Source organism: Romboutsia lituseburensis (assembly GCF_024723825.1).
Lineage (GTDB): Bacteria > Bacillota > Clostridia > Peptostreptococcales > Peptostreptococcaceae > Romboutsia_F > Romboutsia_F lituseburensis_A.
Map to the genome: position 1 here is coordinate 1,189,295 of NZ_JANQBQ010000001.1, position 24,962 is coordinate 1,214,256.

The following is a 24,962-nucleotide window of genomic DNA, read 5'->3' on the forward strand; positions in this document are numbered from 1 at the left end:
TTTTTTGGAGGGATTTTTAATGGAGTTTTTGGACAATTTAGTATCTGACAGATTAGGTGGCTCATCCTTTTTTAAAGAAGGTAATGAACTATATAAATTCGAAAAAATAAAACAATTAACAAAAGAAACCACTTTAAAAAATCCAAATATAAAACTTATTGATATGGGAGTCGGAGAACCTGATCAGATGGCCGACTTATCTATAGTTGATATTTTAAACATTGAGGCTAGAAAAAAAGAAAATAGATTTTATGCTGACAATGGAATTGATGAGTTTAGAGAATCTGCTTGTAAATATTTAAAAAATATATACAGATTAAATAATTTAACTAAAAATAATATTATGCATGGCATAGGCTCTAAATCAATACTTGCTATGATTCCATTTTGCTTTATAAATACTAATGACATATGTTTAATGCCTAAGCCTGCGTATCCTACGCTATCTACCTATACAAAATTTTTAGGTGGAGAAATATATAATCTTCCTTTATGTGAAGATTATAATTTCTATCCTGATTTAGATAATATACCTAATGATATTTTAAAAAGAGCAAAATTACTATATCTAAATTATCCTAATAATCCAACAGGACAAGTTGCTAGTATTGAATTTTACAAAAAAGCTATTGAATTTGCTAAAAAACATAATATTTTTATAATATCCGATGCCGCATATGGTCATTTAACTTATGATGATTACAAACCACTAAGTATCTTAAGTATTGATGGAGCAATAGATGTTTGCGTCGAGATACACTCTATGTCTAAATCATTTAATATGACAGGCTGGAGACTAGCATTTATAGTAGGTAATGAAAAATTTATTAAACTTTACTCTACAATTAAATCTCATGCTGATTCTGGCCAATTTAGAGCTATTCAATTAGCAGGTGCATATGCACTTGACAACTATAGTTTGGTTGACCCTAATCGTGAAAGATATTCTAGAAGACTTGATCTACTTACTAAAACTTTAAAGGAAATAGGATTTAAAGCTAGTAAGCCTAAAGCAGGTTTTTATATTTATGTTCCTATTCCTATAGGAATTAAAAATGGAGCTAAGTTTAAAAATGCAGAAGAAGCTTCATTATATATTTTATCAAATTCTCTTATTTCTACAGTACCATGGGATGATTGTGGAGGTTTTTTAAGATTTTCAGTTACCTATGATGCAAATACACCAGAAGATGAGATTAATATTATGAATGATATAAAAAAAAGATTTATAAATTTAAATTTAGAATTTTAACATAAAAGGTGAGTGTATTTTCACTCACCTTTTATATTATATATTTATATTAAGCAGATTTTTTTAGATTATTTTTTATTCCATCTGCCACAAATTCTACAGTTGTTCCAACTATAACCTGAGCTGCTGTTTTACTTAATTTAACTACGCCTTTTGCTCCTATAGATTTTAGCCCCTTTTCATTTATTTTTTCCGAATCTACTACATCTAGTCTTAAACGAGTTGCACAGTTATCCACTTTAACTATATTTTCTTCTCCACCTAAGTATTCTATATATTTTAGGTAAAGTTCATCATCAGAAGTTTTTTGATTTTTATTTCCAATAGCTACATCTTCATCATCTTCTCTACCAGGAGTTGGCAAGTCTAATTTAACTATTAAAGTGTAGAATACTACAAAATATGCAGCCCCTATACCTAATCCTATTAATAATATTAATGCTGGCTTAGTAGCTAAATTAAAGTTCATAAGATAATCAATTGCGCCTGCTGAGAATGTAAATCCATGCAATATTCCTAAACTGTCTGTTATAAACATTGATGCTGCACTAAGTATAGCATGCGCTACTAGTAACACCGGTGATAAGAATATGAATAAAAATTCTATTGGTTCTGTAACTCCAGTTAAAAATGATGTAAGTGCAAGTGATAAAAACATACCTGCTACTGCTGTTCTTTTTTCTTTTTTAGCTGCAAAGTACATTGCAAGTGCTAATGCAGGTAATCCAAACATCATTATTGGGAAGAATCCAGCCATAAAATGTCCAGCTGTAGGGTCTCCGGCAAAGAATCTATTTAAATCTCCAGTTTTACCACCAAATTCGCCTAATTGGAACCAGAAGAATGAATTAAATACATGGTGTAATCCTAGTGGTAATAATAAACGGTTAAAGAATGCAAACAGTGCTGCTCCTATTGCACCCATTCCAGCTATTCCTGCAGATACATTTGATAATGCATCTTGAATAGTTGGCCATACCATACCAAGTGGTATAGCTATTATTACTGATATAAGACCTGCCATTATAGGCACTGCTCTTCTTCCTCCAAAAAATGCTAAAAACTCTGGCAATTTTACTCCTCTAAACTTATTATAAGATAATCCTCCTATAATACCTGCTAATATACCTCCCAAGAAAGATATATTTAAAGTTGAGGCTATTTCAGGAGTTAAGTTCATTGTCCAATATTGTCCTGTAACTTTTGTTAATGTTAAATAAGATATGATACCTGCAAGTGCCGATGCACCATTTTGATCATCTGAAAATCCAACTGCTACCCCTATTGCAAATAGCATTGGTAAATTATCAAATATAGCTGAACCAGCCGCACCAAAGTATGGTAATATATTTGCTAAAAATGGTAAAAAGTTTAATTTTTCTATTACGTCACCTTGACCTAATCTAAGCATTATACCTGCTATAGGTAAAGCTGCTATAGGTAGTACTAATGACTTTCCTATACGTTGTAAAAATTTAAGCATAATTTGTCTCTCCTTTGTTGTATTTTTATGATATATATTCTTACTTTATTAAGTAAAATAAACTAAAATATACTTTTCATATTATAAATTAATGTTTATATTTTTTATATTGGTATATACCGCATGGTCTATACCAATACATTACTGGAAATAGTTTTCTTTTGCAAGAGTTTTTATTTTTATTTTTTTGAGGTAAAAAAGTTGCTTCGCTTCTGTCGCCAACGACTTAAAAAACAGATCTATTTCCCAAGCCTATCAGTTGGTATTATAACTTACCTATAAACCAAATAATTTATAACATGAAAAAAGCTTTTAGTTTTATACTAAAAGCTTTTTTATTATTTTAATATCTCAATTCTATTTTCTTCTTTAGCTATAACTTTTCCTGTTATAACTTTAACACTTTGATTTTCTTCTAAGTTAGTGAATATTACCGGACTTATGTCTGACTTCGCATTTTTTTGTATAAAGTCTACATCCATTTTTATTAATTTATCACCAGCAGATACTTTATCTCCAGCGCTTACAAACACTTCAAAACCTTCACCTTTTAAATTAACAGTATCTACGCCTAAGTGTATCAATATTTCTAATCCATTATCACCTTTTAAACCGACTGCATGCTTTGTATCAAAAACCATTTCTACAGTACCATCTACTGGAGATACTATTATCCCATCAGTTGATTTTATAGCAAATCCATCACCCATTATTTTATTAGAAAACACTTCATCTGGAACTTCTGTTATTTCTAATAACTCTCCATTTGTTAGTGCTATGATACCCTTTTCTTCTTGCTTCTTCTTGAACATATCAAATATTCCCATGTCGATTATTCTCCTATCTACCTACTTAACTGTTTTTATTTTTTCAAATAAATTATTAGTTGTAGTTTAACACATTTTATAATTTTTTTTAATACATATTTTTATAAAATTTAATTTTATTTTTTAAATTTATTATTTTGCTTAATTTAGTGTACTTATTTTTATGTAGTAAAAATTTATGATATAACTTAATAAAGATATAGAGTTTTATCCCTATATCTTTGTTAGTCTATTTATATTTTTCTTCTTTTTCCATTTGATGTTTTAAATCTTTTGCAAATTTTTTTTGCTCATATTCTTCTACCATTTCATCTTTTTTCATTTCCATGCTCATCATGACACCTTTTGCATCATCTTTAATGTCTTCTGCAGTGTCTTTTAATACAAATTCAGCTTTTTTCATTCCTTTTTGTAAATCACCTTTTAAATTTTCCATTTGCTTTTTCATCATGCTCATTTTAGAACCTCCTTAACTAATATATATCTTATATTTTGCAAAATAAGTAAAAATTATTTAACAAAATTTACTATCATCAATTTCATTTTTTCTTACCATTACATATTATATATTATTAGCTAAAGGGGGGAATTTTTTGTGACATCGTATATTATTTATTCACTTTGCATACTACTCGTAATAGTATCGTTTTTTAAAGACAAAGAAAAAACTAAACTAGCTATAAAAAATGGCCTCAAGTCCTGGGAAAACATTATGCCTCAATTTCTTTTTATAATAATGATTGTAGCCTTTTTATTATCTATAACAGACCCTAACTCTATATCAAAACTTATAGGTCCAGATTCCGGTTTTATCGGTATTAGTTTATCATCTATAGTTGGTTCTGTGACCATGATGCCAACATTCGTTGCATTTTCAACAGGTGATTCATTATTAAAAAACGGAGCAGGGTATGCTCAAGTCGCTGCTTTAATATCTACGCTGACTATGGTTGGCATTTTGACTTTTTCTCTAGAAGCAACTTATATTGGTAAAAAAGCTACATTCTATCGTAACTTAGTTGCATTTTTATTTGCTTTTATTGTAGCATTTTTTGTTGGAGGTGTATTAGGGTGATAAATATCAAATTCATATTAAATAGATATAAGTATTTCTTAATAAGTCTATTGATTTGTATAGCTATATATATTTTTGATAACAATTTAGGTTTAGATATTTTTTATAGTACTAAATCAAATATTTTTCAAATGTTATCTATATTACCTCCTGTAATGATTTTATTAGGCCTTTTAGATGTTTGGGTTCCACGAGAATATTTTATAAAATATATGGGATCTAATTCTGGAATTTTAGGAATCGCACTTGCTTTTTTAATTGCTTTTTTTGCTGCTGGTCCAATGTATGCTGCTTTTCCATTTACTGCAGTTCTAATAAAAAAAGGTGTTAAATTTTCTAATATAATAATATTTTTAAATGCATGGTGTGTAACAAAGTTTTCTACTCTTCTTTTTGAAATAGGAGCTCTAGGATACAAATTTACTATTACTAGGCTTTTAATAGATATACCTGGAGTTATAATAATGGGATATCTAGTAGATTATTTAGTTAATAAAAAAAAATAAAAAATATCCCCCATAGTTTGGAGTATATGGGGGATAAAGCTTTGCAATGACAACTCTATAGGAGGATGTGAGGGAGGGTTGCCATTGCAAATAGGGTATTATATTATGGTTTTTTTTAAGCTAGTCTTTCTATATTTATAGAATACACCTCGTATGTGAATTTAATGTGAGTTTAATGTGAATGATACTTGAAATATTTTATTAAAATTCTACTGTAAATATAACAGAGTTATTTTTATTTTTTAAGTTATGTCTAAAGCCATGACTATTGAATATCTGGCCTACTAAATATAATCCTAAGCCACTTCCACCTGTTTTTCTAGATCTAGATTTTTCTATCCTAAAAAATGGTTTAAATATTTCACTTAAGTATTTTTCATCTATATTTACACCCGTATTTTCTATTTCTAAGTAAGTTTTAGAGTTATTTCTTTTCTTATGCCCCTTTAAACTACTTTGGCTTAGTCTTATTATAATTTTTTCATCATTTGGTGAGTATTTTATAGCATTATTTATTATATTATTTATAGCTTTTGAAATTCTTTCCTCATCACATTTTATATATAAATTTTCTTCTATATTTAAAACAGTATCTATATGTTTTTCATCTATTAAGAACTGTTGTCTTTTTACTAATCGTTTTAATAATTCACTTAAATTTACGTCCTTCAAAACTAAATCTTGCTCTAGTATTTCACTCTTTGAAACTTCTATCATCTCATTTACTAATTCTTTTAGTTCTTGTGTAGATTCATATGATTTTTTTAAATAAGTATCTCTATCCTTATATTTACCTATATTATAAATCATTCCCTCTAGCTGACCACTTATTATTGTAATAGGTGTTTTTAGTTCATGAGATATAGTAGCTACGAAATCTTTTCGCCTATTTTCAGCTTCTCTCTCACTTTCTATAATATCAATAAGTGGTTTTGTTATTACAACTGAGTAAATGTATGCACCCAACATAGCTATAAGTATTGCTACAGCGATTATGTATGGCATTAAAGTTCTAATGACATCACTAGCTTCATCTATAGGCTGAAGTGGCATAACAATATTTAATTTGTATGGAAGTATAGAGTCTTTTGTATAAATAGGAATAGTTATAGGAAATTCTTTTGTATTTCTATTTATTACATATTTACTATATTTCAAGACTATAAATTCATTTTTACCATAAACGATTCTGTCATTAGAATCAATTAATAATACAGAAAGGTTTTGATCTTTTGCCAAATGGAAAAGTCTTTCTTCTAATTGTGCAGTTGAGTAATTTACAGATTCTTGTGTAAGACTTTTTATGCTATCTTCTAATAGCCCTATTTTATACTTATGATAGTATGATGGTAATAAAAAATATAATATTAAATATATTATTATAGCTAATACTAATAAAAGCCCTGTTGTTATTGAAAATAACTTATATTTTATATTTAGATTTTCCCATTTATTAAATATCTTTCTCAAGTGTGTATCCTATCCCTTTTACTGTTTTTATATATGGTAATACTATTTTTTTTCTTATATTTTTTATATGTGCATCAACTATCCTTGTATCTCCATAATAATCGTATCCCCATATACTGTCCAATAAACTCTCTCTAGTTATAACTTGAGGGTACTTTTCTATTAATGTCTTTAAAATATTAAATTCTTTTAATGTTAATTCAATAACTTCATCATTTACATTTACTGTATATGTATTTAAATCTAATTTTAACTTTTCAAATGTAATAAAATCACAGCTAGTCATTTTTGAAGATCTTCTTAGCACAGCTTCAACTCTTTTTATAAGTAAATTAAACGAAAAAGGCTTTGTTATATAATCATCACATTCTAATTCAAAGCCTTTAACCTGATCAGTTTCGTCATTTAGTGCTGTTAAAAATATTATGGGCACATTAGAATTTTTTCTAATCATTTTGCATACTGAATGACCATCTAGATTAGGCATCATTACATCTAAAATGATTAAATCATATTTTTTTTGTTTAAATTTTTGTATTCCTTCTAATCCATCACTTGCAGAATCTACTTTATAGCCCTGAGAGCTTAAAAATTCTACTATAAGTTCTTGTATATCAAAGTCATCTTCTACAACTAGTATCGACTCATTCATATTTATCAACTCCATCTTAAAATTATATGCTATCTAATTTTATCATATATAAATTGTTAATATATGAATTTTTTATGAATTTATATTTCAATATTCAAATATTTTATTTTTTAATATATTTCTTTTAATACAAATAAAAATGACACCTATTTTTAAGATGCCATTTCTACTTAACTATAATTTGTGAACATTTATAGCTGCGATTCCTTTATCAGCTTGTATTATATCGAAGCTAACTTCTTCTCCTTCATGAAGATCTTTGTTAGGGCCTTCTTCTTTGATATTAGAAAAATGAACAAAAACATCGTCTCCACTATCAGATGTTATAAATCCATATCCTTTAACTACATTATACCACTTAACTACTCCATTATAATTTGCCATATTTTATTCTCCTATAAATTATTAATATTTAACATGTTTTGATAATATTATTTCATTTTTTTTGATAACTAATTCTTGTTAATTTATACTAAATCAAAATAAGCTATCAATTTTGATAGTTTATTTTAATCATTATATTCTCTATTTTTAAAAATCAATGATTTTATTCCATTTAATCCAACTGTTAAGATACAAAATACTAGAATTCCAGTTAATGCTCCAGCAGAATCTATAAATACATCTTTTATACTACCAACTCTTCCAACTACAGATAGTTGCCTATATTCATCATAATAAGCATACATTATTGATAACATAAATGCTAATGTAGATGATATAAAAACTCTTTTTGAAAATAAGTATATTATGTAAGCCATACTTATACCTATGCATGCATATATAGAAAAGTGAGCTATTTTCCTTACAATATATCCTTTATCTCCATACTGTTTTAATTTATCAAAAACTTTTTCTTTTACACTAATTAATCTACTATCATTTAGTGTAACTTTATCTCTTACCTTATCAATAACTTGTACTGCCTTTCCTGATTGACTTGATGATTTAGTTCCATCTTGACTAGAAAAATAATACATCGATCCCATACATAAAATAAGTAGCACAAGGCCTATAATTTTTTTCATATTAATACCTCTTTTCAAGTTTAATATTAATAGATTATATCACATGCGCTACTTAATGTATTATATTTTATTATCCATATACTATTTATAAGCTTTAAAATTTTTAAGTCTAAGCGCGTTAGTTACTACTGAAACAGAACTTAAACTCATTGCTGCTGCTGCAAACATTGGATTTAATAATGGACCACCAAATATATATAACACACCTGCAGCTATTGGTATACCTATAGTATTGTATCCAAATGCCCAGAACAAGTTTTGCTTTATATTTTTAATAGTTTCATCACTTAATTTTATAGCATTGCATACATCTATTAAATCACTTTTCATTAATACTAAATCTGCAGATTCCATAGCTACATCAGTTCCACTACCTATAGCTATACCTATATCAGCTTGAGCAAGTGCTGGAGCATCATTTATTCCATCTCCTACCATTGCTACAAATCTACCTTCACTTTGAAGTTTTTTAACTTCATTTGATTTATCCTGAGGAAGTACATCTGCTAGTACTATATCTATACCTACTTCTTTAGCTATGGCCTGGGCAGTTTTTTCATTATCTCCAGTAACCATTGCTACCTTTATGCCCATATCATGTAATTTTTCTATTGCTTCTTTGCTACTTTCTTTAACTATATCTGCTACAGCTATTATGCCAGAAATTTTATTATCAATAGATACATACATAGGTGTTTTTCCTTTGCTAGCAAGTTTATCACTTTCTATTTCTAGAGTTTTTAAACTTATATTTCTGTCTACCATAAGCTTTTTATTTCCAAGTAATATTTCTTTATTATCTATAGATACTTCTATACCATGGCCTGGTATAGCTTTGAATTTATTAACTTTCATAAATTCTACTTGTTTATATTCTGCATATTTTACTATTGCTTCACCTAATGGATGCTCTGAACCTTTTTCTGCACTTGCTGCTATACTTAATAAATAATTTTCATAAATATTTTCATTTACTATAATTTCAGTAACAGTAGGTTTACCTTCTGTTATAGTTCCAGTTTTATCAAATATTATTGTATCCACTTTATGAGCTAGTTCTAGAGCTTCTCCGCCTTTTATTAAAATACCATTCTCTGCACCTTTGCCTGTACCAACCATTATAGCTGTAGGTGTTGCAAGACCTAATGCACATGGGCATGCTATTACAAGCACAGATATGAAAATTGTAAGTACAAATTCTAAGTCTTTATTTCCTACTATAAACCATAAAAATGCTGCTACTACGGATATTAAAATTACCGTTGGAACAAAATATCCAGATACAGTATCTGCAAGTTGAGCTATAGGTGCTTTTTTTCCTTGTGCATCTTCAACTAACTTTATTATCTGAGCAAGTGCTGTATCACTACCAACTTTTTGCGCTTTAAACTTTATGTTTCCATTTTTATTTATACTAGCCCCAGTTACTTTATCTCCAATATTTTTTTCTACTGGTATACTTTCACCTGTAAGCATAGATTCATCTACTGAAGTATGTCCCTGTACAACTATACCATCTACAGGTATTTTCCCTCCCGGCTTTACTATTATAATATCTCCTACTTCTACTTCTTCAATAGGGATTTCCATCTCCTTATCATTTTTTATTATAATAGCTGTTTTAGGTTGTAACCCCATTAGCTTTTTTATAGCTTCGCTTGTTTTACCTTTTGATCTTGATTCTAAATATTTCCCAAGTAATATTAAAGCTATTATTATACCTGCACTTTCAAAATATAGTTGATGGTGTCCTCCACCATGTCCACTATGAGCTTGGCCATTAGTTATCTGAATTGTTGTATATACACTATATATAAATGCAGCTGATGTACCTATAGCAACTAAAGAATCCATATTAGGACTTCTCCCTATAAGTGCTTTAAATCCATTTATATAAAATTTATATCCCGCAAGCATTACTGGTATTACTAAAACTAACTGTATTAATGCGTAATTTAAAGGATTATTTATAGGATCTATAACCATAGGTACTGGCCATGGTCCTATAGGCTTTGAAATCATAGGTCCCATTGCTATATAAAATAAAGGAATAGAAAATCCGATTGCTATGATAAACTTTGTAAATAAAGTTTTCATTTCCTTTTCTTTTCTTATTTTATCTTCATCTATCTCTTTTTCTTTGTTATTTTCTTGTAAAACCTCATATCCAGCTTTAGCTATGCTTGATTTTATTTGAGATAATCTAACTTTTGATGGATCATAGTTTATAGTAGCTTTTTCTGTAGCTATATTAACATTTATATTTTCTATCCCATCTAGTTTTTTAACTACTCTTTCTACTGCTTTTGAACAAGCTGCACAAGTCATACCACCTATTTTTAAATCTATTTTTTTATAATTTATATCTTCTACTAAATCATATCCTGATTTTTGAAGAGCTCTTTTAAAATCCTCAAACGTTACTTTGCTACTATCAAATTCTATTTCAATTTTTTCGGTAGCCATATTTACACTTTGACTTTTCACTCCGTCAAGTTTCTTTACTGCCCTCTCGGCAGCATTCCCACATGCGGCTCAAGTCATACCTGTTACTTTATAACCTTGCTTTATTATATTATTATCCATTTAAGGTTTCTCCTTTCTTTAAAAAGATATTTTATTAATACCCTATAAGGGTATATTAAATCATTTATTTTATTTAATCAAGGATTTTTTTATTTTCTATGTTGCTTATCTATAATATTATTATTAAATAAATAGTTTTTTATAAGAATATTGTTTATAATTTAAAAACTTCTAGTTTATTGGTATTGTAAAAATCCCCCCTATATGAAGTATACTCCTTATAGGGGGGGATTCTTTTATCTCCTTCTGCTTCTTATTATATCTATGATTATATATAAAATCACTAAAACTGTTATAGCCATTACTACTTTCATTATCCATGAACTTGTTCTAAATCCATACATCATTCCATAAAATGGATTAGAAAATCCATAAAAATTTCCTGATATAGGTCTACTTTTTCTAGGATAGTTGTCATAGTCATCATATGTATTATATTTTTTATTATCATATGTTTTATTATTGTTATTTGGTTTTGTTGAGAAACTTCCTGAATCTGGTTTTATACTACTTCCAGGCGAATTACTAAATCCTTTATTTGGCTTTGTTGAAAAACTACCTGAATCTGGCTTTATAGTTGTGGATTTTGGAGTTGAAAAACTCTTACTACTTCCACCCGAGCTGAATCCACCTGATTTTGGAGCTGCTTCAGCCAAATAAAATATATTACCTTGCGCATATGAATTTTCTAGTAAAAATATATTAAATGATGAAATAGATAAAAACAGTACTAAAGCTAAAAGGGGCATTAATTTTATCTTTTTATTTTTCATTTATACTTTTAATCCTAATTTTATAAATTTTTCATTTAATCTTACTAGTTCACCTTGATTATCATCATTAATAACTGAATCATAATATTCTTCCCCTTTAAACTTAGAATATTTTAATATATGTTGATTATCATAGTCTTTACTATCTATTAAATAAACATATCTATTAAAATTTCCTTCTGTATCTTTTTCAACTAAATACCCAGCAACATTAAATATAAACTCTTCATCTTGGTTATAAAGAGTTACTGTTTCACTTGTTTTTGTAAATAAACCATTTAATTTGTTACATTCATATACATATTCTTTTTCTCTACAGTTTAAGCATCCATTCATACTACATTCACTTACGCAATTCTTACACTTGCAGTTTATACATTTTTCAAGTTTATTTAGGTTATTTTTTTTATCAGTTGTCATATACTCATGTATTTTGTTATCTATATTTTTTTCTTTATTGATTAGTTTTTTAAAAAAATTCTTATCCATTTTACTTTCAATTTCTAATTTATCTAAAAAATTCATATAATTCTTTAATTCATCCACTTTAGATATAAATATTCTTTTTTTAATTTCACTTTCATCTAGCATTTGTCTTAAATCATCGCAAGCAAACATCATATCTGAATATGTTTTTTTATATTTAATTTTTTCTTGTTCTATAAGTTCATTTGCCATAATGTCCCTCCCTTATTCTATCTTTAAAAAAGTAGATAGTTATTTACCATCTACCTTAATATGCTCAAATTATTTTTTCATTTGCTCTTTTATTTTTTGTAATTCTTCTTCTATTTTATTGTCAACTACTGGTGAACTATTTATATAATCATCTAATAGTTCATCCTCATTTTTAGGTTTTAAATCTTCTAATGCCTTACCATAGCTTTCTTTTTGTACAACTTTCTTTTCTAATTCATCTAAATTTATTCCATTATCATCACTAAGTCCAGCTAATGTTTCGTTTATTTCATTATTTATATCAGCTACATCTATTCTAGTTGCTAATTCTTGCTTTTTAGATTTCATTTTAGATATTTCAATTTCTAAATCTTGTATTTTATTTTTTATAATTTGTATTTTTTCATCTTGTTCTTTAATCCTTAAATCAGTGTCATTTAATTTGTCTTCTAGCTCTATTTTTTGTTTTACAAAATTTTGAGCTTTTTCAGTATCTTCTTTTAATATTGCTGCTTTAGTAGCCTCTTCATACTTATTAATTTTTTCTTGTATTTCTTTTTTTTCATTTCTAATACAATCTACTGATGCTATAAAGTTTGCACATTGTTTTTTAGCATCTTGTAATAAATTTTCTTTCTTTACTATTGATAATTCTAACATTTCTATAGGGTTTTCATACTTATCCAATGCTTTATTAGCCTTTGCATCTACTACATTTTTCAATCTTTTAAAAAATCCCATGTTTTATCCCATCCTTTTATATTATTTAAATTCCTTTTATTCACTTTTAATTGAATTATAATTATATTTATAATTAATATATTCTATGTATATATCAAGTATGTGTTTATGAATTTTTTAATTTTAATCTGTTTAGGATATAATACCTATTATAGATTATTGCTTAAAATCCACATTATATGCCATTGGAGGTAAATTTATGAGATATGTAATTGTAAGTTTAGTTAAAGGTGATGCCGGAGAGTTTAACCATAATTTGAGAAAAGATGTCTTTAAAAAATTTAAAGCTCGTTCTTCTAAGCTTCCAGCTCATTTTACTATAAAATCACCATTTGAATCTGAGAATATAGATGAACTAGAAAGTGCATTAGATGAATTTTCTAAAGCTCATACTTATGAAAATTATCATATAAAAGATTATGATCATTTTGATGACAGGGTTATATTTATGAAGGTTTTTATGAGTCCTAAAGGTAAAGATGTTCATGATGCATTAATTGATGCATTAAGTGGAATAAATTATATTAATTTTGAAAAATCAGATGGAAAGGATAAAATTTTTCATGTAACTATAAGTTCAAAAAAAATCCAAAAAATATACAGTGAACTTTGGTCTTATGTTAATAAATTCAAATGTGATTTTAAATGTGATTTTGATAATATATGTATTTATAAATGGATAGATAATACATGGGTATTGCATAAAGAATATTTATTAACATAAGATATCTTCATTAAATATCAAAATAAAATTTATAAACATATTAATAAGTTAAAAGTAAAAAAGAGCACTATTAAATACACTAACGCGGTATCTTCTAGTACTCTTTTTTGTTAAATTTATTTTTCTAAAGTAGCCATTATAGCCTCTATATCCATATTTATGTTTACATCTTTAGACACTTCTAATGATACTTTGTTACTATTTATGTCTTTTATGTATCCATATATACCAGACATAGTTACAACGTAATCTCCTTTTTTAAGATTTTTAGTAAATTCCTTTCTTTGTTTTTGTTGAATATCCATTTGCTGCTTTCTTTTATTTCGCATAAATACTAATAATCCTACATAGACAATAAATACTGAAACCACTAATAACATTGTATTACCGCTCATAATTAACTACTCCTTATTTCTACTTATATCATATCTTCATATTCTAATTCTAATTCTTCTTCATTCTCTTCAAAATCAGCTAAACTCATGACTCCAACTAATGATATTATTCCATTTAAAGAATTATTTATCTTCTTTAACATATCTTCTTCATCATTTAATATTAGAATATTTGTCGATATTTCTACCATTAAAGCTAATGAAACACCTGATACTATAAATTGCTCTTTTGATTTAGCTAACTCAGCTATTTTTCTAGTTACTATTTGGCTAGGTGCTCCACCTATTAAGTCTGCAAATACTATTAATTTATCATACTTATTCAAATAATCTGTAACTACCTTCTCAAATTGCTCATGAGTTATATCTTCTGATAAATCTTGCGCATGAACTCTATCACTTGCCCCCAATAATAAATCAAAAGCAGACTTCATTCCCGTTGCAAAATTTCCGTGTCCTACTATTAATATATTGTACATGTTACACCCCTTTTTATTATGCTATAATACCAAATACTGATCCTATCATTCCAATAGCTACAGTTAATCCTAATAATTGATATACATTCCATTTTTTATTTCTAACTAGATAGAAAATGTATAGTGTAAATAATGCTGGTAATAAATTTGGAGTTATCTTATCTAATATTGTTTGGAATGCAATTTCATTTACTGATCCATCTGGTAATGTTGCTGTATACTTAAGAGGAATATTTATCTTTACAAATGATACTGCAAGGCCTGAAACAACTGTTATACCAACTATTGCTGCCATTCTTGATATACTTGCCATTTTTTCGCTTAATGAATCTATATAATCTGTCCCTAATTTATATCCATAGTATCCAGTCACTACTTTAGTAGTTATTAGTGATATGTTTATACCTAAGAAAAATAATATTGGCCCTATTATTAATCCTTCTGCAGCTAGACCTGCACCGATACTTGAAAATAACGGAGCTAATCCAAATTGGAAGAATGAATCACCTATTCCTGATAAAGGTCCCATTAATGCCATTTTTATTGAACGAGCATTTTCTGCACTTTCTCCATTATCAAGTAATGCTAAGTGTATGCTTGTTATAAAAGGCAATGTCTGTGGATTTGAGTTAAAAAACTCTATATTTTCTATTGCTGATTGTTTTAATTCTTTTTCATTATTTGCATATATTTTCTTAAGAGCAGGCATCAGAATATTTGCATACCCTACACCTTGATAATTTCCATAGTTAAAAGCCGATTGCAAGAAAAAAGATCTTAGTGCAACTATTAAATAATCTTTCCATTTTAACACTGGGTTCTTAGATTCCATTAGAATAATCCTCCTCTAAACATTCTACTGAGTTAGCTTGTGGTGTTACTAATACTGGCTTGTTATGATAATCATATAATGCAAATACTAATGCTAAAAATGCTATACCTATTACAGGTAAGTTAAAGAACGTAACTGCTACGAACCCTAATACAACAAATGCAACATATTCTTTTTTTACCATAACATTAAGTATCATAGCAAATCCTATTGCTGGTAGCATTCTTCCTGCTACGGCAAATCCATCTATTATCCAGACTGGAATCATATTTATTACAGCCTGAGCTCCTTCAACACTCATTGAAGCTGCAAACCCTATTAAGAATCCTACTACTAAAAATGCTACTACTGATAGATGAGATAATATTCCAAATTTTTTAAATTTCCCCTCTTCTAGTGCTTTTTTAGCTGCTGCAGGCATACCTGCCATCGCTGTATATGTAGCTGTTATTAAAAACTGGAATGCAACCGCAAATGGCATCGATAATGCTAAAGCTGTCTCTACATCCATTCCTGCTGCTTTCATTGATATAGCCATTAATGTTCCAACTATACCAGGCCCTAGTTGATTTGGTGGCACAGTACCACCAGCTCCAACTCCAAATCCCATAAATGCTATTTCCGATACTGCTCCCATGGCTAACGCTGTAGGTAAATCTCCTAGTATTAAACCTACCCCCGTTGCTAGAACTAATGAACGATTAGTATATATTCCTAATAACTGACCTGCTAGACAAAGACCTGACCATAATCCAATTAATAGACACTGGAATATTGAGATTTCCATTATTATTTCCCCCTAAACATTTATTTTATAAGTAATTAGTTATATCTACCTCTGCAGCTCCATCACCACCTATTGGAGTTGTTTTAGTATTAAATTTCACACCATGTTTATCTTTTAATATTCTTAGCGATTCTTTATCTTTTTGACCTAAGTATATAGATCTTGTTACTTTTTCTTTTCCCTCTTCATTGTGTATATTACCTATATTTATCTCTTTGATTGGAACACCTCCATCAACTAATTTTAGAGCTGATTCTGTGCTCTTACATACTATAAATATTTTTTGGTGTGGCGCTGCTTTATGTATTACATCACAAGTTTTTTGTATTGAGAAAAATCTCATTCCTACAGAAGCTGGCACTACTGTTTTCATTAAAGTCTGTTGTAACTTATTTGTGCTAGCTTCATCATCTGCTACTATAACTAAGTTAGCTCCTAAAGCACTTAACCACATTTGTCCTTGGCCATGTATCAATCTTTCATCAATTCTTAGCATTTTTATATCTGGTACTCCCATCTTTAACACTCCTTATATAATATATTTTTTATTTACCCTTACCAATAAAGCTCCCAATCTTTATAAAATCTTATTAAAGCTTCTAGGTAGAAGTAATCTCCCCATATGTTACCTTCATCTACACCTTTTCCTGAATGCCATGAATAAACGCCATGTAATAATAATGTATCAACATCATCTTCTACTGTAGTAGAGTAATTATTTATTAAAGATCTTAGTATTGTGTGCATTGCATGCTTATATGTGTCTTTGTCTTCATCTACTTCTGGTAAATATTTACCCATCTCATGCATACCACATACTGCGATAGCTGCTGCTGAAGAATCCCTAGATTGATCATCACCATCATTAAATATTAAATCCCAAAAACAAACGTTATCCTCAGGAAGTCTATTTAAGAAATAGTTTGTAACTCCCTTGTATAATCTAAAGCATTCTTCATCTTTTGTGCATCTGTAATTTAGAGGTAACCCATAAACTCCCCATGCTTGACCTCTTGCCCAAGAAGAATCATCACTATATCCTTGTCTTGTTACCCCTCTTAAAGGTTCTCCTGTTTTGTTGTCAAAATAGAATGTATGGAATGCTGATGCATCACTTCTTACAACATTGTTGCATGATGTAACATAGTGGTTGTAAGCTATATCATAATATTTTTTATCTCCTGTTTCTTCATATGCCCAATATAGTAATGGTATATTTAGTAAGCAGTCTATTATTAATCTGTAATTGTCTTCAGCTCCTAAAACTCCCCATGCCTGTATGAATTTTCCTGTTTCTTGGTATCTTCCTATTAATTGGTCAGCTGCTTTTATTGCTGCTTCCTTTGCATCTTCATTTTTTGTTAATTTGTAAGATGCTACACATGAAAGGCTGTATAAGAATCCCATATCATGGTGGTCTACCTCAATTTTGTTCTCTATTCTATGCTTATATGACTCAACATTTTTATCTGCTAGCTTTTTGAATTTTTCATCATTTGTATACTCATAAGCTAACCATAACATTCCTGTCCAAAATCCATTAGTCCATTCTATATTATCAATCACTTTGTACTTATTATCGAATGTAGCTGGTGTCGGATATTGTTCCCCAAATTTATCCATATTTTTTTCAATTACTTTTATACAATTGTCAATAGCTGTTTTGATTTCTTCCCTTGTTATAAAATAGTTTTCTTTGAAAAAACTAGACTTTTTGATTTTTTCAATGTTAATGTCTTTTATCATGTTCCCCTCCATAATGATTTACTTATTAACTCAACCCTTACGTTCCGTATTATGAAACAGTGTTTCGTTTTTTCTTATCTTTATTATAAATAACGGTTTAATTTTTGTCAATTTATTTAAGGTAAATTTTTCAAGTTTTTTTTATATTCTCATTATCAAAACTTAAATATTTTATGTTTTTTATTATTTTACTTTAAAACTAAATTTTTCCCCTTTTAAAATTTATAAATTTAGTGTATCTTTATATTTATAAATTAGTTACGAGTTTTAATTTAAGGGGGATGTATACAAAATGACTGACACTAATTTAGTCCAATCTGTAGATAGGGCTTTAAGTATATTAGAATATTTAGGTGAATACCACAATGGAGCTGGTATTACAGAGATTTCAAAGGCATTAGGCCTTAGTAAGGCTACTGTACATAGATTAATTACTACTCTAAAAATTAAAGATTTTGTTCGTCAATCTGAAGATAATGAACAATATTTTTTGAGTTTTAAGCTGTTATATCTTTCAAATTGTATAAGTACAAAACTTGATATTTTTAAAATTTCAAGACCTATAATAACCAAATTTGCAGATGATGTTGACGCTACAGTTCATCTTTCTATTTTAGATGACACACGTACAAATATTGTTTATGTAGACAAAATAGAACCTACCAATTCAAACAAAATATTTGTTATGTCTTCTAAAGTTGGTAAAAAGGCTCCTTGCTATTGTACTGCTGCTGGAAAATTACTTTTATCTCAATATAGTGATGATGAAATAAGAGATATAATGAAAGATGTAGATTATAAAGTCTACACTGAAAAAACTATAAAAAATACAGATGAATTTATAGAAGAAATTCATGAAGTCAGAAAACAAGGTTATGCACTTGATAAACATGAATATGATTCTGGAATAATATGTATTTCAATACCTATATATGATAAAAACGGTAATATAAACCTTGCTATGAGTGTTACTGGTTTAATAATATATACAACAACTGATGATCTTATAGCGTTAAAATCTTCTTTATCTGATATCTCTTCAGAAATAAGTAATATAATTAAATATTTATAATTTAAAAATAAAAATAGGGCTAAATTAGCCCTATTTTTTAATATTTAATTACTTTTTTACTTACTGTATATTTATCTTCAGTTATGACAACTACCTTACCATATACATCATGTCCATATACATTTAATAATTTTTTCCCTTTATATATTTCATTATGGCAAATTAAAACTATATAAGTTTTATCTCCACTTACTATCTTTATAGCTTCAGCTTCATAATCTTCTAAAACTCTATTGTTACAATTTTTTACTGGCATTTTTTCAAATGTAACTTTACTTAATTCTTTAGATACAGTTATAGCAGTTATTATAGATGTAAATCCAGTATTATTTGATTTTGTAGTTAATGTATCTTTATATTCTAATTTATTGTAATGATATGATACAGGACTTTTCTCAATACTTTTTTCTAAATCATTTAAATGATTTAAAGTTAAAAATCCATTCTTTCCTTTACAAATTGTTTTGTCGTCTTTAATTACTATATCATGTGCAAAGTGGAAAAATTGCTTATACTCATGTTCTCCTTCTCCATAAAATGCATCTATAACTAACCATATATCTGGTTTTATATAAATTATTTTTCTATTTGTAAAAACGCCTAAATTTATATATCCTAAATGAGACCCTTCACAATAATCAAAATTAGAATCACTTACAAAAGGATGTTTTATAGGTGTAGCAACGCTTTTATATCCCCACGAACCATTTAATTCGCTAAATTCTTCGTTATTAACTATAGTTGTATTATGAGCTTTACAACTTTTTAAATATTGTCTAAGTTCATTTCCTTCTATATATGTATATCTTCCTGGGTCTATTAAATAATCTTCTTTATTTGCAAAAACACTAAAATGTAATAAATCTGCATGACCATGACCACTTCCTAGTGTCCCACAATGGAAATACATATAACTGTCTTCCTCTGTCCATCCTGACCTCATATAATAGTTTCCACTATCTTCAAATGCATAAGATTTTTTTAAAGGTGTATTTGATTTTATTTCTTTGTATTTTTTTATTGAGTTATATCCTAAGTCCCAAATACTTTCAAAATCAATTTCTTCATATGCACCATATTTTAATACAGGGTCATTATATAAATATGCGGCTTTAGTTAACATATCTCTTAAATCAGTATCATCACTATCACTTTGACATATTTGATGATGATTAGGCTTTTTCATATATAAATTTGCATAAGCTAATTTTTTAGTTTTTTCTAATATAATACTTGGTATTTTTATATTATTTTTTATACAAATTATAATAGAGTCAATATAACAATGCAGTACCTCATTTAAATACATTGGAGATTGTTCCCAATGCATACCATCATCCATTACCTGCAATTCAATTTGTTCTTCTAATCTTTCTAATGCTGTGTTTATGTATTTATTACTAATTTCTTTTTCATTTAAAGCTAACCCTACTATTAATAAACCATGACTTTCTAATACTCCCCAGTTGCTTAACTTTCTAGGGTCATGGTAATTATTATATAAATATTCACAGTGCTCTTGTAATGAGTTTTTAAATAATAGTTTTATATCTTCTGATAAATACTCACTTTCTTTAAAATACATGTATGCTTTTATCCAATTTTCACATCTTATACCAGCTTCAATAGTTCTCCATGTTGTTTTGTCTGTTCCTTCAATTAATACTACATTTTCTATCCAATGTTTTAGTTGATAAAAAAATACTTTTGAATATTTTTCGTCATTAGTTAGTGCATAAGCTTTACCTAGTGTAACCCAATATCTATGTCTATTTAACATAAAAATCCATTCTTCATCCATATTTGGAGTCTTATCCCAAACTATCTTATCTTCAAATGTGTAAGGTATAAATGTTCTTTCCATATCCCATTTCCATTCAAACATAAACTTGTTGTTACAAACATCATCTGCAATTCGTATAGTTTCTTTAACATCATCAAGAAATTTCAACTTAGAATATTTTGATATTTCGTTTATTTCTTCTGTACTTAAATATATATCTAATTTCATATTTACTTCTTTTTTATATGTTGTTTCACTCATAACAATGTCTCCTTAATATAAACTATAAATATTTATAAGATTTTTTATATTTAAAAAGGAAACTATGCTTATATTAAAAATAAGTATAGTTTCCTATGTTAACACAACTATCTAACTAACCATCCACCATCAACAGCTAATATATGACCATTAACGTAATCAGATGCTTTACTTGATAAGAATACTACAGCTCCCATTAAATCAAATGGTGTTCCCCATTTTTCAGCTGGTATTCTAGATAATATTTCTGAGTTTCTATTTTTATCAACTCTTATTGGAGCAGTATTTGCTGTTTCTATATATCCAGGTGCTATAGCATTTGTTTGAATATTTAAAGATGCTAATTCATTTGCAAATGCTTTTGTTAATCCTGCTACAGCATGCTTACTTGCAGTATATGGTGGTACAAACTTTCCACCTTGGAATGATAGCATTGATGCTATATTTATTATCTTTCCTCCACCATTTTCAGCCATAATCTTAGATACCTTTTGGCTTAAATAATAAACTGCATTTAAGTTTATATCCATTACCGCTTGCCAATCTTCTTCTTTATACTCAAGAAGTGGAGCTCTTCTTATTGTTCCTGCATTGTTTACTAATATATCAATTTTACCAAATGTATTTATAGCTTCTTCTATAACCTTATCTCTATCTTCAGATTTTGTTAAGTCAGCTTGAACAAAATGTACTTTTCTTCCTAATGATTCAACTAATTCTCTTGTTTCATCCCAATTTGTATCATAAGTTGGAACTACTAAATCAGCACCTGACTTAGCTAATGCTACAACATATCCTTGACCTAACCCAGTATTCCCACCTGTTACCATAGCAACTTTTCCTTCTAATGAAAAAAAGTCCATTGAAAAATCTCTTAAATTATTCATCCTCATTTACTCCTTATGATGTTTTATTTATTTATCTTAAATCTGACATCTTTATATGGTCCATATCATCAAATGTTTGGTTTTCACCACACATACCCCATATAAATGTATAGTTGCTTGTTCCAACTCCTGAATGTATTGACCAACTTGGTGATATAAGTGCTTGTTCATTTGAAACTACTAAATGTCTAGTTTCTTGTGGTTCTCCCATTAAATGTATTACTCTTGTGTCTTCATTCATATCAAAATAGAAGTATACTTCCATTCTTCTTTCATGTGTATGGCATGGCATAGTATTCCATACATTGTTAGGCTCTAACATTGTCATTCCCATTAATAATTGACAACTTTCACATACATTTGGATGTACATATTGGTATATAGTTCTTTTGTTTAAGTTTTCTTGTTCCCCTAATTTTACTGGTCTAGCATCTTCTATATTAATTTTTACTGTTTTATATTCCTTATGAGCTGGTACTGAGTTTATATAGAATTTAGCTGGTTTGTCACCATCTATTGATTTGAATGTAACTTCTTTAACACCCATTCCTATATACATACCATCATGTTTTTTCATTTCGTGTTCCACACCATCTAAAACTATTACTCCTGCTTCACCTACGTTTATAACTCCCATTTCTCTTCTTTGTAAGAAAAATTCAACTCCCATTTCTTTTCCTGCAGTTAATGTTAATTCTTCATCTATTGGCATTGCTCCACCAAATATTATTCTATCTACGTGGCTATATGTTAAGCTTATCTCATCTTTTAAAAATATCTCTTCCTTTAGGTAATGCTCTCTTAATTCTTTAGTATCATATTTTTTTGAATCAGCTGGATGATTTGCATATCTTATATCCATTTTCTGTTTCCTCCCCTATGCTATGTTTTATATTATCGTTCCATAATACGGAACGTTGTTTCATTTTTGTTAAGTTAATTATATATCATTTTTTTATTTTTCGTCAATGATTAAAATGGATTTTTATTCCATAATTTTTTCCATAATTTTATTTGATTTTTTATTTTATTAATACAGTATATTGAAATATAAAAAAAGCACCCATCTAAATGAGTGCTTGCATATTCTTTATTTTCTTATTTCGTTTACTTTTTTTATAAATTCTTTAGCTAGTTTCTCTATATCCTCTAATGAACCTGCATTTAATAATGAGCTTCCTACCCCTACACAACTTACTCCATTTTCAAACCATTTATCAATATTATTTATATCTACTCCACCAGTTGGCATTATTTTTACATCTGGTATTGGTGCTTTTATAGCTTTAACAAACTTAGCTCCAAATGTATCTCCCGGAAATAATTTAACCATTTCATTTCCCTTGTTTAATGCATTCATCATTTCACTTACTGTCATACATCCAGGAAGATATAAAATATTATTTTCTTTACAAACATCATTTACTTCATCTGAAAAACCTGGACTAACTATGTATGAAGCCCCTGCTTTTATAGCATCTTTAGCCATTTCCCCATTTATTACACTACCTGCTCCGATTAATAAATCTTTATTTTCTTTAACTTCTTTTATCAATTTACATAAATTTGGTATTGTATATGTAAGCTCTATTGCTTTTATCCCACCATTAGAACATGCATTTATATACCCCTTAGCTTCCTCATGATTTTTCGCCCTAATTACTGCTATTACTCCACAATCGATTAATTTATTTAACACAATAAATCCCCCTTTGATTTTAATTTTTAAATACAGCCTTGATTAACATCTAATTATATATATTTTTTTTATTTTTTCAAGATTTTTATTTTTTCGTAATATATTTTTGATGTTTTATTTAATTTTTTATATTGACAGGTAAAATTTTCTAAGTATACTTATGCTTATAGTAAGCGATTAAAAATAATTTTATTTTAGGGGGAAATTTACAATGCCTGATTTTATTACTATAGGAGAAAGTATGGTGTATTTATCACCAGAACATGCAGGTAGTTTAAAGCATATTGATAGATTTAAAAAAGGTCTTGCCGGCGCTGAAACAAACGTTTCCATAGGTCTTGCTAGGTTAAATGAAAGTGTTGGATGGATTAGTAAACTTGGTAACGATCCATTTGGAGATTTTGTCATAAAAGAGGTTCGAGGAGAGGGTGTTGACACATCTTATGTTACACGTTCAACAAGTCACAGTACAGGTGTATTATTTAAAGAATTGACACCTTTAGGTGATACAAATGTTTATTATTATAGAAAAGATTCTGCTGCCCACCATCTAAATTTTGATGATATAAATTTAGATTATTTAAAATCTGCTAAGGTAGTATTTTTTAGTGGTATAACCTTAGCACTAAGTGAAAATAACAGAATTTTTTGTCGAAAAATTTTAAAATTCTGTAAGGAAAACAATATATTAGTAGCATTTGATCCTAATATTAGATTAAAACTTTGGAGCATCGAGGAAGCAAAAAGAGAAATTTTAGATATATTGCCTTATGTTGATATATTAACACCAGGTATTGAAGAAGCTTCTATGTTATTTGATATTGAAGACTCAGATAAAATTATAGACTTATGTTTATCTATTGGTATAAAAACTATTGTTTTAAAATCAGGTGATAAAGGTACTTGGGTTGCAAATAAAGATGAAAGACACCATGTTCCTGTATTTAATGTAAAAAAAGTTGTTGATACTGTAGGCGCTGGAGATGCTTTTGTTGCAGGATTTTTACATAGTTTAACTAATAATTTAGAGCTTAAAGAATGTGCTCGTATTGGTAATGCTATGGGTGCAATGGCCGTACAATACCTCGGTGATATGGAAGGTCTACCTAGCTTATATGAGCTAGAATGCTTCTTATCTAGTAGTAAAAAAATTGATAGATAGTTTGAAAAGCTAGCTTTTTATATGCTAGCTTTTTGTATTTTTTATAATTTAAATTATATATTTT

26 protein-coding genes and 1 pseudogene are annotated in these 24,962 nt (G+C 28.2%); 6 read left to right on the plus strand and 21 right to left on the minus strand.

The features are described from left to right. Positions 1–19: 19 nt before the first annotated feature. On the plus strand, positions 20–1,252 hold the full coding sequence (locus NWE74_RS05800; RefSeq protein ID WP_258242286.1) for an LL-diaminopimelate aminotransferase: 1,233 nt from the start codon (positions 20–22) through the stop codon (positions 1,250–1,252). 49 nt (positions 1,253–1,301) lie between these two features. On the opposite strand, the gene nagE is transcribed toward NWE74_RS05800, so the two are convergent. From nagE to NWE74_RS05815, 3 genes are all read right to left on the minus strand, one after another. After that, on the minus strand, positions 1,302–2,735 hold the full coding sequence (gene nagE / locus NWE74_RS05805) for an N-acetylglucosamine-specific PTS transporter subunit IIBC (protein WP_258242287.1): 1,434 nt from the start codon (positions 2,733–2,735) through the stop codon (positions 1,302–1,304). Between the two features lie 338 nt (positions 2,736–3,073). Further along, on the minus strand, positions 3,074–3,562 hold the full coding sequence (locus tag NWE74_RS05810; RefSeq protein ID WP_258242288.1) for a PTS sugar transporter subunit IIA: 489 nt from the start codon (positions 3,560–3,562) through the stop codon (positions 3,074–3,076). 229 nt (positions 3,563–3,791) lie between these two features. Further along, positions 3,792–4,019, minus strand: a complete 228-nt coding sequence (locus NWE74_RS05815) for a hypothetical protein (RefSeq protein WP_258242289.1) — start codon at positions 4,017–4,019, stop codon at positions 3,792–3,794. A 255-nt stretch (positions 4,020–4,274) separates the two neighbouring features. Between NWE74_RS05815 and NWE74_RS05820 the strand changes: the two genes are divergently transcribed. Both NWE74_RS05820 and NWE74_RS05825 read left to right on the plus strand, forming a co-directional pair. Next, a complete protein-coding gene (locus tag NWE74_RS05820; protein ID WP_330666310.1) occupies positions 4,275–4,637 on the plus strand; it encodes a hypothetical protein in 363 nt (120 codons plus the stop codon). Next, positions 4,634–5,143, plus strand: a complete 510-nt coding sequence (locus NWE74_RS05825; protein WP_330666311.1) for a permease — start codon at positions 4,634–4,636, stop codon at positions 5,141–5,143. Before NWE74_RS05820 ends, NWE74_RS05825 begins: the two co-directional genes overlap by 4 nt. 201 nt (positions 5,144–5,344) lie before the next feature. On the opposite strand, the gene NWE74_RS05830 is transcribed toward NWE74_RS05825, so the two are convergent. The 8 genes and pseudogenes from NWE74_RS05830 to NWE74_RS05865 all read right to left on the minus strand — a co-directional run bounded on the left by NWE74_RS05830 (position 5,345) and on the right by NWE74_RS05865 (position 13,071). Further along, the gene (locus NWE74_RS05830) at positions 5,345–6,613 is read right to left on the minus strand and encodes a sensor histidine kinase (RefSeq protein WP_258242291.1); all 1,269 of its coding nucleotides are present in this window, start codon (positions 6,611–6,613) and stop codon (positions 5,345–5,347) included. Then, a complete protein-coding gene (locus NWE74_RS05835) occupies positions 6,597–7,265 on the minus strand; it encodes a response regulator transcription factor (RefSeq protein ID WP_258242292.1) in 669 nt (222 codons plus the stop codon). Before NWE74_RS05835 ends, NWE74_RS05830 begins: the two co-directional genes overlap by 17 nt. 174 nt (positions 7,266–7,439) lie before the next feature. Beyond that, on the minus strand, positions 7,440–7,649 hold the full coding sequence (locus tag NWE74_RS05840) for a cold-shock protein (RefSeq protein WP_258242293.1): 210 nt from the start codon (positions 7,647–7,649) through the stop codon (positions 7,440–7,442). A gap of 125 nt (positions 7,650–7,774) precedes the next feature. After that, positions 7,775–8,293 carry a VanZ family protein gene (locus NWE74_RS05845; protein WP_258242294.1) on the minus strand — a complete coding sequence of 173 codons (519 nt, stop codon included), beginning with the start codon at positions 8,291–8,293 and terminating at the stop codon, positions 7,775–7,777. An 81-nt stretch (positions 8,294–8,374) separates the two neighbouring features. After that, a pseudogene (locus NWE74_RS05850) lies at positions 8,375–10,879 on the minus strand (heavy metal translocating P-type ATPase). A 236-nt stretch (positions 10,880–11,115) separates the two neighbouring features. Beyond that, positions 11,116–11,652, minus strand: coding sequence for a hypothetical protein (locus tag NWE74_RS05855; protein ID WP_258242295.1), 537 nt, complete (start codon positions 11,650–11,652; stop codon positions 11,116–11,118). Then, a complete protein-coding gene (locus NWE74_RS05860; RefSeq protein WP_258242296.1) occupies positions 11,653–12,330 on the minus strand; it encodes a hypothetical protein in 678 nt (225 codons plus the stop codon). Between the two features lie 69 nt (positions 12,331–12,399). Next, on the minus strand, positions 12,400–13,071 hold the full coding sequence (locus NWE74_RS05865) for a PspA/IM30 family protein (RefSeq protein ID WP_258242297.1): 672 nt from the start codon (positions 13,069–13,071) through the stop codon (positions 12,400–12,402). A gap of 199 nt (positions 13,072–13,270) precedes the next feature. Here NWE74_RS05865 and NWE74_RS05870 point away from each other — a divergent pair, with 199 nt between their 5' ends. Then, positions 13,271–13,795: a 2'-5' RNA ligase family protein gene (locus tag NWE74_RS05870; protein WP_258242298.1), complete on the plus strand. Its 525-nt coding sequence runs from the start codon at positions 13,271–13,273 to the stop codon at positions 13,793–13,795. A gap of 116 nt (positions 13,796–13,911) precedes the next feature. On the opposite strand, the gene yajC is transcribed toward NWE74_RS05870, so the two are convergent. The 6 genes from yajC to NWE74_RS05900 are packed head-to-tail and all read right to left on the minus strand — an operon-like array spanning position 13,912 to position 18,034. Continuing rightward, on the minus strand, positions 13,912–14,190 hold the full coding sequence (gene yajC / locus NWE74_RS05875) for a preprotein translocase subunit YajC (RefSeq protein ID WP_258242299.1): 279 nt from the start codon (positions 14,188–14,190) through the stop codon (positions 13,912–13,914). A 23-nt stretch (positions 14,191–14,213) separates the two neighbouring features. After that, a complete protein-coding gene (locus NWE74_RS05880) occupies positions 14,214–14,669 on the minus strand; it encodes a PTS sugar transporter subunit IIA (protein WP_258242300.1) in 456 nt (151 codons plus the stop codon). 16 nt (positions 14,670–14,685) lie between these two features. Further along, positions 14,686–15,501, minus strand: coding sequence for a PTS system mannose/fructose/sorbose family transporter subunit IID (locus tag NWE74_RS05885; protein ID WP_258242301.1), 816 nt, complete (start codon positions 15,499–15,501; stop codon positions 14,686–14,688). After that, entirely contained in the window at positions 15,491–16,288 is a 798-nt protein-coding gene (locus tag NWE74_RS05890) for a PTS mannose/fructose/sorbose/N-acetylgalactosamine transporter subunit IIC (protein WP_258242302.1), read from the minus strand. Before NWE74_RS05890 ends, NWE74_RS05885 begins: the two co-directional genes overlap by 11 nt. A gap of 25 nt (positions 16,289–16,313) precedes the next feature. After that, a complete protein-coding gene (locus NWE74_RS05895; protein ID WP_258242303.1) occupies positions 16,314–16,805 on the minus strand; it encodes a PTS sugar transporter subunit IIB in 492 nt (163 codons plus the stop codon). 38 nt (positions 16,806–16,843) lie between these two features. Further along, positions 16,844–18,034, minus strand: coding sequence for a glycoside hydrolase family 88 protein (locus tag NWE74_RS05900; RefSeq protein ID WP_258242304.1), 1,191 nt, complete (start codon positions 18,032–18,034; stop codon positions 16,844–16,846). A gap of 292 nt (positions 18,035–18,326) precedes the next feature. Between NWE74_RS05900 and NWE74_RS05905 the strand changes: the two genes are divergently transcribed. Continuing rightward, positions 18,327–19,106, plus strand: a complete 780-nt coding sequence (locus NWE74_RS05905; RefSeq protein WP_258242305.1) for an IclR family transcriptional regulator — start codon at positions 18,327–18,329, stop codon at positions 19,104–19,106. A 37-nt stretch (positions 19,107–19,143) separates the two neighbouring features. Here NWE74_RS05905 and NWE74_RS05910 read toward each other — a convergent pair whose 3' ends face one another. The 4 genes from NWE74_RS05910 to NWE74_RS05925 all read right to left on the minus strand — a co-directional run bounded on the left by NWE74_RS05910 (position 19,144) and on the right by NWE74_RS05925 (position 23,736). Beyond that, entirely contained in the window at positions 19,144–21,150 is a 2,007-nt protein-coding gene (locus NWE74_RS05910) for an alginate lyase family protein (protein ID WP_258242306.1), read from the minus strand. 107 nt (positions 21,151–21,257) lie between these two features. Then, a complete protein-coding gene (kduD, locus tag NWE74_RS05915) occupies positions 21,258–22,037 on the minus strand; it encodes a 2-dehydro-3-deoxy-D-gluconate 5-dehydrogenase KduD (RefSeq protein ID WP_258242307.1) in 780 nt (259 codons plus the stop codon). A gap of 31 nt (positions 22,038–22,068) precedes the next feature. Continuing rightward, positions 22,069–22,899, minus strand: coding sequence for a 5-dehydro-4-deoxy-D-glucuronate isomerase (gene kduI, locus NWE74_RS05920; RefSeq protein ID WP_258242308.1), 831 nt, complete (start codon positions 22,897–22,899; stop codon positions 22,069–22,071). Between the two features lie 228 nt (positions 22,900–23,127). After that, the gene (locus tag NWE74_RS05925; protein WP_258242309.1) at positions 23,128–23,736 is read right to left on the minus strand and encodes a bifunctional 4-hydroxy-2-oxoglutarate aldolase/2-dehydro-3-deoxy-phosphogluconate aldolase; all 609 of its coding nucleotides are present in this window, start codon (positions 23,734–23,736) and stop codon (positions 23,128–23,130) included. A 211-nt stretch (positions 23,737–23,947) separates the two neighbouring features. Between NWE74_RS05925 and NWE74_RS05930 the strand changes: the two genes are divergently transcribed. Then, a complete protein-coding gene (locus NWE74_RS05930; protein WP_258242310.1) occupies positions 23,948–24,898 on the plus strand; it encodes a sugar kinase in 951 nt (316 codons plus the stop codon). Positions 24,899–24,962: the final 64 nt, after the last annotated feature.

Bases quoted from the DNA above. Each gene is read 5' to 3' on its own strand.
- NWE74_RS05800 (WP_258242286.1), top strand. From the start codon at position 20: ATGGAGTTTTTGGACAATTTAGTATCTGACAGATTAGGTGGCTCATCC.
- nagE (WP_258242287.1), bottom strand. From the start codon at position 2,735: ATGCTTAAATTTTTACAACGTATAGGAAAGTCATTAGTACTACCTATA.
- NWE74_RS05810 (WP_258242288.1), bottom strand. From the start codon at position 3,562: ATGGGAATATTTGATATGTTCAAGAAGAAGCAAGAAGAAAAGGGTATC.
- NWE74_RS05815 (WP_258242289.1), bottom strand. From the start codon at position 4,019: ATGAGCATGATGAAAAAGCAAATGGAAAATTTAAAAGGTGATTTACAA.
- NWE74_RS05820 (WP_330666310.1), top strand. From the start codon at position 4,275: ATGCCTCAATTTCTTTTTATAATAATGATTGTAGCCTTTTTATTATCT.
- NWE74_RS05835 (WP_258242292.1), bottom strand. From the start codon at position 7,265: ATGAATGAGTCGATACTAGTTGTAGAAGATGACTTTGATATACAAGAA.
- NWE74_RS05840 (WP_258242293.1), bottom strand. From the start codon at position 7,649: ATGGCAAATTATAATGGAGTAGTTAAGTGGTATAATGTAGTTAAAGGA.
- NWE74_RS05845 (WP_258242294.1), bottom strand. From the start codon at position 8,293: ATGAAAAAAATTATAGGCCTTGTGCTACTTATTTTATGTATGGGATCG.
- NWE74_RS05855 (WP_258242295.1), bottom strand. From the start codon at position 11,652: ATGAAAAATAAAAAGATAAAATTAATGCCCCTTTTAGCTTTAGTACTG.
- NWE74_RS05860 (WP_258242296.1), bottom strand. From the start codon at position 12,330: ATGGCAAATGAACTTATAGAACAAGAAAAAATTAAATATAAAAAAACA.
- NWE74_RS05865 (WP_258242297.1), bottom strand. From the start codon at position 13,071: ATGGGATTTTTTAAAAGATTGAAAAATGTAGTAGATGCAAAGGCTAAT.
- NWE74_RS05870 (WP_258242298.1), top strand. From the start codon at position 13,271: ATGAGATATGTAATTGTAAGTTTAGTTAAAGGTGATGCCGGAGAGTTT.
- yajC (WP_258242299.1), bottom strand. From the start codon at position 14,190: ATGAGCGGTAATACAATGTTATTAGTGGTTTCAGTATTTATTGTCTAT.
- NWE74_RS05880 (WP_258242300.1), bottom strand. From the start codon at position 14,669: ATGTACAATATATTAATAGTAGGACACGGAAATTTTGCAACGGGAATG.
- NWE74_RS05885 (WP_258242301.1), bottom strand. From the start codon at position 15,501: ATGGAATCTAAGAACCCAGTGTTAAAATGGAAAGATTATTTAATAGTT.
- NWE74_RS05890 (WP_258242302.1), bottom strand. From the start codon at position 16,288: ATGGAAATCTCAATATTCCAGTGTCTATTAATTGGATTATGGTCAGGT.
- NWE74_RS05895 (WP_258242303.1), bottom strand. From the start codon at position 16,805: ATGGGAGTACCAGATATAAAAATGCTAAGAATTGATGAAAGATTGATA.
- NWE74_RS05900 (WP_258242304.1), bottom strand. From the start codon at position 18,034: ATGATAAAAGACATTAACATTGAAAAAATCAAAAAGTCTAGTTTTTTC.
- NWE74_RS05905 (WP_258242305.1), top strand. From the start codon at position 18,327: ATGACTGACACTAATTTAGTCCAATCTGTAGATAGGGCTTTAAGTATA.
- NWE74_RS05910 (WP_258242306.1), bottom strand. From the start codon at position 21,150: ATGAGTGAAACAACATATAAAAAAGAAGTAAATATGAAATTAGATATA.
- kduD (WP_258242307.1), bottom strand. From the start codon at position 22,037: ATGAATAATTTAAGAGATTTTTCAATGGACTTTTTTTCATTAGAAGGA.
- kduI (WP_258242308.1), bottom strand. From the start codon at position 22,899: ATGGATATAAGATATGCAAATCATCCAGCTGATTCAAAAAAATATGAT.
- NWE74_RS05930 (WP_258242310.1), top strand. From the start codon at position 23,948: ATGCCTGATTTTATTACTATAGGAGAAAGTATGGTGTATTTATCACCA.